Source organism: Streptomyces sp. SID9727 (assembly GCF_010550605.1).
Taxonomy (GTDB): Bacteria; Actinomycetota; Actinomycetes; order Streptomycetales; family Streptomycetaceae; genus Streptomyces.
Genome location: NZ_JAAGNI010000528.1, coordinates 1 through 7,667, shown reverse-complemented (window position 1 = coordinate 7,667; position 7,667 = coordinate 1). Strand labels below are relative to the sequence as shown.

Here is a 7,667-nt window from a genome sequence, read left to right as displayed (position 1 = left end):
GAGGACGGAGCTGAGGACCAGTCCGGCCCCGCGCACGACCGTGGTCGCCGGGTCGTCCGTGCGCCGGACCGGGACGCCGAGGCGGACCGCTATCCGGTTGGTGACGTCCGGGCGCAGCGCACCGCCTCCGGCGAGCAGCGGACCCCTGCGCAGGGCGCCGAGCAGCGCGCCGTGCGGGTCCTGCCGCCACATGGCCATGACCATGTCCCGGACGGCGCGGACGGCGGCGGTGGGCGGCTCGCCCGGGTCCAGGTCGCTGAGGCCGGTCTCGGCGAGCCGTGCGTCGCGCACCAGGCCGTCCACGAGCAGGGTCGCCTCGGTCAGCTCGGCGCCGATGTCGAGGACGAGGAGCGGTCCGCCGTCCCCCGGCCCGGCGCACGCCGCGGCGGCTCGGGCGCTGTCCAGGACGATGACGTCGGAGGGGCCGAGCGCGCGGAGCAGGTCGCGGGCGGCGGCCCGGTGTCCGGGGCCGGCGAGCACGGGGTGGCTGAGGACGATGACCGCGTCCTCGCGGCGCTCCCCCAGGGCCCGGTCGGCGATGCGGGCCAGCATCCGGCCGCACGAGTCGGGGTCCACGATGCGGCCGCGCCGGACGGGGCGGCCGGGGCCGTACTCACCGGTGCCGTGGACGGTGTCCGCGAGGACGCCCTGGCCGGGGACCCAGGCCCGGGTGCGGGAGCTGCCGAGATCGAGGGCGAGGCCCCGGGTGGCGCCCCGGTCGTGCCGGTGGACGGGGCGGTCGTGCCGCCGTCCATCGCGCAGTGAACGCATCGCCCCTCACCCCCGGCACGCAGCCGCGGCCGTACACACACCCAGTGACCCGCTGATCGCGAGGCATGGCCGAGTCCTGACTATGCAATAGGGAGGCAAAGAAAGCCACTCCCCTGCACAATCGAAGGACGCCGCCAGGCCCCGCTCACGGCGCGCCCGGCTCAGGCGTCGACCGGCAGGAACTCCGCGATCAGCTCCGCGAACTCCTCCGGCGTCGCGATCCGCACCCCCAGGTCCTCCGCCTTGGTGCGCTTGGAGCCCGCCTTCTCGCCGGCGACGAGCAGCGTCGTGCGCTTGGAGACGCTGGAGGAGGACGTGCCGCCGGCCCGTTCGACCAGCTCGTTCATCTGGTTGCGCGACAGCTTCTCCAAAGCGCCCGTCATGGCCCCGGTGACCACCACCGTCATCCCGGCCAGCGGAGCGCCCTCGGCACCGACGGCCGTCTCCTCGCCGGCCTCCTCGCCCGGTGCGGGCGGCGGGGTCGCGCCCGGTTCGGTCATGTTCAGCCCGGCGGCGACCAGCTTGTCGATGAGCGGGGCGAGCTCGGCCAGCTCCGCGACCACGCCGGCCGCCTTCTCCTTGCCTATGCCGTCGACCCGCTGGAGCTCCTCCTCGTCGGCGGCCCGGATCCGGTCCATCTCCGCGAAGTAGCGGGCGATCCGGCGGGACATGGAGCGCCCGGTGCCGCGCACACCGAGGGCGCAGAACACCCGGGAGAGCGGCTGCGTACGGGCCGTGTCGATGGCGGCCAGCAGATTGTCGGTGCTGGTCTCCCCCATCCGGTCGAGGGTGAGCAGCTGTTCGCGCTCCAGCATGAACAGGTCGGCGAAGTCGGTGACGAGACCGGCGTCGACCAGCTGGACGACCCGGGTCGTGCCGAGCCCTTCGATGTCGAGCTGGTCGCGCCCGGCGGCGTAGGAGACGGACGCGACGATGCGGCAGTCACGGCCCCGCACACAGCGCCAGCGCTGCTCGCTGCTGTCGATCTCCGAACCGCACTGGGGGCATGCCTCGGGGAAGACGACGGGCTGTTCGTCACCGGTGCGCAGATGGGCGACGGGCGCCTCGATGCGGGGGATGATGTCGCCCGCCTTGTAGACCATCACGTGGTCGCCGACGCGCAGGTCCCGGCGGGTGATGTCGGCCGGGTTGTGCAACGTGGCGTAGCCGACGGTCGAGCCGTCGATCTCGACGGGTTCCAGCACGGCGCGTGGAGCGATGATGCCGGTGCGGCCCACGTTCCACTCGACGCCGAGGAGGCGGGTGACCTTCTCGACGGCGGGCAGTTTGTAGGCGATGGCCCAGCGCGGGGCCCGGGAGCCGGAACCGGCGTCGCGCCGGTCGGCGGCCAGGTCCGCCTTGATGACGATGCCGTCGATACCGAACGGCAACGCGGCGCGCAGCGCGGCGACTTCCTCGATCCGGGACTGGACCTCCTCCACGGTGGCGACGGCGCGCGGCGCGACCTCCGTGTCCGCGGCGGTGTGCACGCCCAGCTCCGCGACCCGGGCGAGCACCTGGCTGTGCGGCAGCTCGGCGAGTTCGTCCGCCAGTGCGCCGGAGTCGGGCAGCGGCAGGGCGCCGTACGCGAAGAACGTCATCTCCACCGTGTACGCCCGGTCCTTGGCGCGCAGGGTGCCCGCGGCGCCGTTGCGCGCGTTGGCGAAAGGGGCGCCGCCGTGCTCGGTGCGGACCGTGTTGGCCCGCTCGAACTGCTCGGTGGTCATCAGGATCTCGCCGCGTATCTCGATCGTGACCGGCTCCAGGAGCTGCGCGGGGAGCCCGACGACGGTCCCGATGGCGTGGGAGACGTCCTCACCGGCGGTCCCGTCGCCCCGGGTGATCAGCCGTTCGAGCCGTCCCTCGCGGTACCGCGCGGCGACCGCGAGCCCGTCGAGCTTCGGCTCGACGCTCCACGCGGTGACGGGCCGTCCGATCCGGCGCTCCAGCGACGCGGTCCAGGTGGCGAACTGCTCGGCCGAGAAGACGTTGTCGAGGGAGAGCATCGGCACCGTGTGCGGCACGTCCCCGACGGCGGCGCCGCCCGCCACCTTGCCGGTCGGCGAGGCGGGCAGCACCTCCTGCGGATGCTCCCGCTCGTACGCGGCGATGCCGCGCGCCAGGCGGTCGTAGGCGTCGTCGTCGAGTGTGCTCTCGCCCGTGGCGTAGTACGCGGCGGCGGCCTGCGCGGCCTCCTCGACGGCGGCGGCGTAGGAGGCATGGTCGGCGAGCACGACTGCTGGGTTCGTCATGTCCTCCATCCTGCCGCCCACCACTGACAACGCCTGGGCCGAAGGAGCTTGGAGAGCGCTCTCTCCAACCCCGCCCCAGGGGTTCTGGTCAACCGTTGCCTCAGAGAGCGCTCTCCCGTGCCTCAGGACCCCAACCGCCGCCGTGAAGCCAGAAAACGAAGGTTCGGGAGCGCGGTTGACATGCCCTCAACATGCTTTTACGTTCCATGACAGAGAGCGCTCTCTCGCCTGATCAGACCGCCCGTGATCAGGGCACATCCCCCCCCACCGCTTCCCCGAACAGGAGTGCCGTGCTCTTCTTCCGTCGACGACACAGCGGCGAGGACAGCCACCGCCGAACCCCACCGCCCCGGCGGCACCGCACGGCGGCTCTCGCCGCCGCGGCGCTCGCCCTGACCCTCCTTCAGGCCACCACCGGCAGCGCGTCCGCCGGCCAGGCCGCTCCCGCCCGAAAGGCGGCCGCCGATGTGGTCCGGGTGGCCGAATTCCTCGCCGAGTGCCCCTACACCCACCGGGCACCCGACGACCCGATCGTCTTCCCGGGCCTCCCCGGCGCCTCGCACATGCACAGCTTCTTCGGCAACGACTCCACCAACGGCCGCTCCGACCTGGCCTCGCTGGAGAAGGCCAGGAGCACCTGCTCACCCGACATCGACCTGTCGTCGTACTGGGTGCCGACCCTGTACGACGGGGGCAAGGAGGTGGAGCCCACCGGCACCACGTTCTACTACCTGGGCGAGGGTGTCCGGGACGACGTCATCCGGCAGATCAAGCCCTTCCCCCGGGGTCTGAGGATCGTCGCGGGCAACGCCAAGGCGACCGGGCCGAACGACAACACGATCTCGCGCTGGTCGTGTCTGCACCACGGCGAGGTCAACCCGTCGCACGACTTCGTCAACTGCCCGTCCGGCGCGATGCTGGAGTCGTACCTCGACTTCCCGCAGTGCTGGAACGGCAAGGACCTCGACTCGCCCGACCACAAGAGCCACATGTCGTACCCGGTCAACGGCGCGTGCCCGGCCACCCATCCGGTGCCGGTGCCCAAGCTCCGCCAGGTGCTGCGGTACCCGGTCAATGGTGACCCGTCCAGGTTCCGGCTTGCGTCCGGTCCCGGCTACACGATGCACGGCGACTTCTTCAACGTGTGGCCCGAGGCCCAACTGGCGCAGCGCGTGCGCGACTGCATCAACGCCATCATCAAGTGCGGGGCCGACGGCACCCCCTGACGTACGCCCCCGTCACAGCCCCCGTCTCCACCCGCCCGTCCGGGGCCCCGCGCCCCGGACGGGCCCTCCCCCACGGAGCCCCGATGAAAGCGGCCCGCAGCGCGGCGGCGCTCACCCTGCTGCTCCTCCTCCTGGCCGGCTGCGGCTCCCCGGCGGCCGAGCCGGAAGGCGCTCCCCCGCCCGCCACCGGCGCCCCCGCCGACCCGACGGACGCCGCCTGGGCGCAGCTCATGACCCCCATGAACGAGTCGGCCGTGGCGCTCCTCTCACTCGCCTCCGACCGCTCCGGCGACACCGGTGTACGGCGCTGGGCGGCCGGGCTGCGCACCTCGCAGAACGGTGAACTGGCCCGGCTGCGCCCGCTGCTGGCCCGGATGGGGCTCCCGGACACCAATGTGCACGAGGGCCACCGCATGCCGGGCATGGTGACGGCCGACGACCTGGCACGGGCCCGCACGCTGAGAGGCGCGGCCTTCGACCGGTTCCTGGTGGACCGGATCGGCGGCCATCTGCGCCAGACCGCCCAGGTGTCACGCTCCGAGACCGGGGCCGGCACCCGGCCGGACGCCAAGCGGCTTGCGGCCGACCTGTTCTCCGCCCGCCGGACCGAGATCGCCCGGCTGCCCGCCCTGCCCGGCGCTCCCGGCTGACCGCGGGGCCACCGTGGTCCCAAGTCGCCCGGGGGCGTTGCCCCGCCGGTCGTACCACCCGGTATAAAGACTGCATGCCTGCCGACGCGCCGCCGCCCGCCCGTCCCGTGACGCTGGAGGACGTCGCCGGAGTGGCCGGTGTGTCACGGGCGACGGTGTCCCGGGTGATCAACGGGGCGACCACCGTGGACCCGGCGCTGCGGCGGACCGTGGAGGCGGCCGTCGACGCCACCGGTTACGTCCCCAACCGCGCGGCCCGCTCGCTGGTGACCCGGCGGACCGACTCGATCGCGCTGGTCGTCTCGGAACGGGAGCGGCGCACCGTGCCCGAGCCGTTCGTCGGCCGGATGTTCTCCGACCCGTACTTCGGGCGCGTGGTCACCGGCCTCCTGGAGGTGCTGCGCCCTGCGGGCATCCAGCTGGTCCTGATGCTGGCCGACGACCAGGAGTCACGGGACCAACTGCTCGCGTACCTGCGCCACGGGCACGTCGACGGGGTGGTGCTGATCTCGTCGCACGCGGACGACCCGCTGCCCGGGCTGCTGCACGGGACCAGGCTGCCCGCCGTGCTGGCCGGGCAGCCGCTCCGGCCGACGCCGCTCACCTACGTCGAGGCGGACCAGCGGGCCGGGGCGCGGCTGGCCGCCGACCATCTCGCCGCGCTGGGCCGCCGCCGCGTCGGCACGGTGTCGGGCCCGCAGGACATGCCGGCCGGTCAGGCGCGGCTCGCCGGCTTCCTGGACGCGCTGGCGGCGCACGGCATCCGGGACGTGGTGACCGCCGAGGGCGACTTCACCCATGCCGGGGGCGCGGCGGCGATGCGGCGGCTGCTGGCGCTGCGTCCGGACCTGGACGCGGTGTTCATCGCGTCGGACCTGATGGCGCTCGGGGCCGTACCGGTGCTGCTGCGGGCCGGGAAGGAGGTGCCGGACGATGTCGCGCTCGTCGGGTTCGACGACAGCAGCGCCGCGCTGGCCTGTGATCCGCCGCTGACGACCGTCCGGCAGCCGGTGGAGGAGATGTCGGCGGAGATGGCCCGGCTGCTGCTCGGGCAGATCGGCAAGCCGGCGGACCCGCCCCCGTCGGTGATCTTCCACCCGACGCTGGTGCGCCGGCAGTCGGCCTGATCAGGCGCTACGGGCCTGCGCGTCCGGCTGCCCGTCCGGCCGCACCGGCACCTGGGGCCCCGACGCCTCCTGGAGCCAGTGTCTGAGGACCCGGTGCACGGCCTCGGCTCCGACGAGTTCGGCCGGGCGCTCCCCGTCCTCGCCGGTGACGGCGTCCAGCGGGTCCGTCATGGTGCGCGGCCACAGCAGGAACGGCCGCGACTGCTCGCCGCCCAGGCCGCCGTGGGAGCCGATCTGCTCCTCGAAGGCGTGCACGGTGCCGGCGGCGGGGTCGTACATGGAGTTGACCATCACATCCGCGACGTGCGGGAAGGTGTCCGTCCGCCGGATCGCGTCCGCGGCCCCGGGGCCGAACACGGCCAGCGGCCCCTGCCCGTCGGCCAGATCCGCCACGGGCACCCGTACGCCGTCACGGGCCAGCACCACCGAGCCGTGGCGCTCGCTGCGGACGAGCAGGAAGCCGATGCCCGGGTGGTTGGCGAGCGTGGAGAGCAGCGCGGGGTGGCGGCGCTCCAGCTGTTCCTGGGACGCGCGGCCCTCGATGTCCGGGAAGGAGATCAGGCCGAGGTTCCCGGAGGCCAGGACTATCGGGTCGGAGGGGACCGCGACGTGCTCGTCCTGGCCCTCGGCGACCGGCCGGCGCAGGGCGATGCGGACCGCGTCGCGCGCCTCGGAGGCGCTGCGGGTGCGCTGCGCGCGCCGGGGCACGGGCAGTCCGCTGCCCGCCCGGACCAGGTCCTTGAGGGTGAGTCCGTACGCCCCGGCGAAGGTGGCCCCCGGGCTCTGGCCGTGGTCGGACAGGAGCACGATCCGGTAGGTGCGGGGCGCCTGCTCGGCGACGTCGGCGATCAGGGCGAGCGCCCGGTCGAGGCGGGCGAGCACCTTCTCCGCGTCCCGGCTGCGCGGTCCGGAGTGGTGCGCCACCTCGTCGTACGCGACGAGGTCGGCGTAGACGGCGGTCCGGCCGGCGAACATGTCGCCGATGACGGCGGCGACCACCACGTCGCGTTCCACGACGGTCGCGAAGGCGCGGATGAAGGGGTAGAGGCCGCCGCGCTTGATGCGGGGCGTCTCCTTGCGGAGGCGGGAGCGGGTCGACTGGGCGATCTCCCGGCAGATCTCGGCGGCGAAGGAGCCCGCCGTGCGGACGGAGTTGGCCGGGTCGGAGAAGTAGGCGAAGTAGCCGGCCCGCGAGCGGCGGCCCTTGCCGAGCCTGGCGGCCATCGAGAGGACGAGCGCGAGCTGGGCGGCGCCGCCGCTGAAGAGGTTGCCCCGGCTGGCGCCGTCGAGGGTGAGCAGTCCGCCGTCCCGGGTGCGGGCGACGGCCCGGCGCTGGAGTTCCAGTGCGCTCGCCGGCCTGCTGGAGACCATGACGAGGCCGGTCTCCTTCTCGTACCAGCGGAAGGCGGGCACGTCGTGGTTGCTGCCGTGCAGGATGCCGAGCTGGCTGGCGCCGGTCTGGCTGGACCAGTCGGTGCGCCAGGGCAGGAGCCGGTGGCCTCCGGGTTCGGCCAGCCAGTGGGCGACGGTCGGCATGACACCCCCCGCGGCCGCCGCGACGAGGGCGTCGTGGCCGACCCCGTCGAGCTGGATGAAGACGGTGCCGGGCGGGCCGCCGCCCGCGTCGCCGCCCGTGCCGCT

General features: G+C 73.9%; 6 protein-coding genes. 3 read left to right on the top strand and 3 right to left on the bottom strand.

The window, feature by feature from the left end; all coding sequences use genetic code 11:
* Together G3I41_RS36090 and ligA are read right to left on the bottom strand one after the other, a co-directional pair.
* The coding region (locus G3I41_RS36090) for a rod shape-determining protein (protein WP_164404749.1) at nucleotides 1–771 on the bottom strand (771 nt) is incomplete at its 3' end.
* A gap of 161 nt (nucleotides 772–932) precedes the next feature.
* Nucleotides 933–3,032, bottom strand: coding sequence for an NAD-dependent DNA ligase LigA (gene ligA / locus G3I41_RS36085; protein WP_164404748.1), 2,100 nt, complete (start codon nucleotides 3,030–3,032; stop codon nucleotides 933–935).
* 281 nt (nucleotides 3,033–3,313) lie between these two features.
* On the opposite strand from ligA, the gene G3I41_RS36080 reads away from it, so the two are divergent.
* The 3 genes from G3I41_RS36080 (at nucleotide 3,314) to G3I41_RS36070 (ending at nucleotide 6,026) form a co-directional block, all read left to right on the top strand.
* Nucleotides 3,314–4,249, top strand: coding sequence for a DUF1996 domain-containing protein (locus G3I41_RS36080; protein ID WP_164404747.1), 936 nt, complete (start codon nucleotides 3,314–3,316; stop codon nucleotides 4,247–4,249).
* A gap of 83 nt (nucleotides 4,250–4,332) precedes the next feature.
* Nucleotides 4,333–4,899: a DUF305 domain-containing protein gene (locus G3I41_RS36075; RefSeq protein WP_164404746.1), complete on the top strand. Its 567-nt coding sequence runs from the start codon at nucleotides 4,333–4,335 to the stop codon at nucleotides 4,897–4,899.
* A 74-nt stretch (nucleotides 4,900–4,973) separates the two neighbouring features.
* Entirely contained in the window at nucleotides 4,974–6,026 is a 1,053-nt protein-coding gene (locus G3I41_RS36070) for a LacI family DNA-binding transcriptional regulator (RefSeq protein ID WP_164404745.1), read from the top strand.
* On the opposite strand, the gene G3I41_RS36065 is transcribed toward G3I41_RS36070, so the two are convergent.
* A partial coding sequence (locus tag G3I41_RS36065) for an alkaline phosphatase family protein (protein ID WP_164404744.1) occupies nucleotides 6,027–7,667 on the bottom strand: 1,641 nt, incomplete at its 5' end.

What these genes read in the sequence shown, in the direction of transcription:
- ligA (WP_164404748.1), bottom strand. Translation starts at nt 3,032, where the DNA reads ATGGAGGACATGACGAACCCAGCAGTCGTGCTCGCCGACCATGCCTCC.
- G3I41_RS36075 (WP_164404746.1), top strand. Translation starts at nt 4,333, where the DNA reads ATGAAAGCGGCCCGCAGCGCGGCGGCGCTCACCCTGCTGCTCCTCCTC.
- G3I41_RS36070 (WP_164404745.1), top strand. Translation starts at nt 4,974, where the DNA reads ATGCCTGCCGACGCGCCGCCGCCCGCCCGTCCCGTGACGCTGGAGGAC.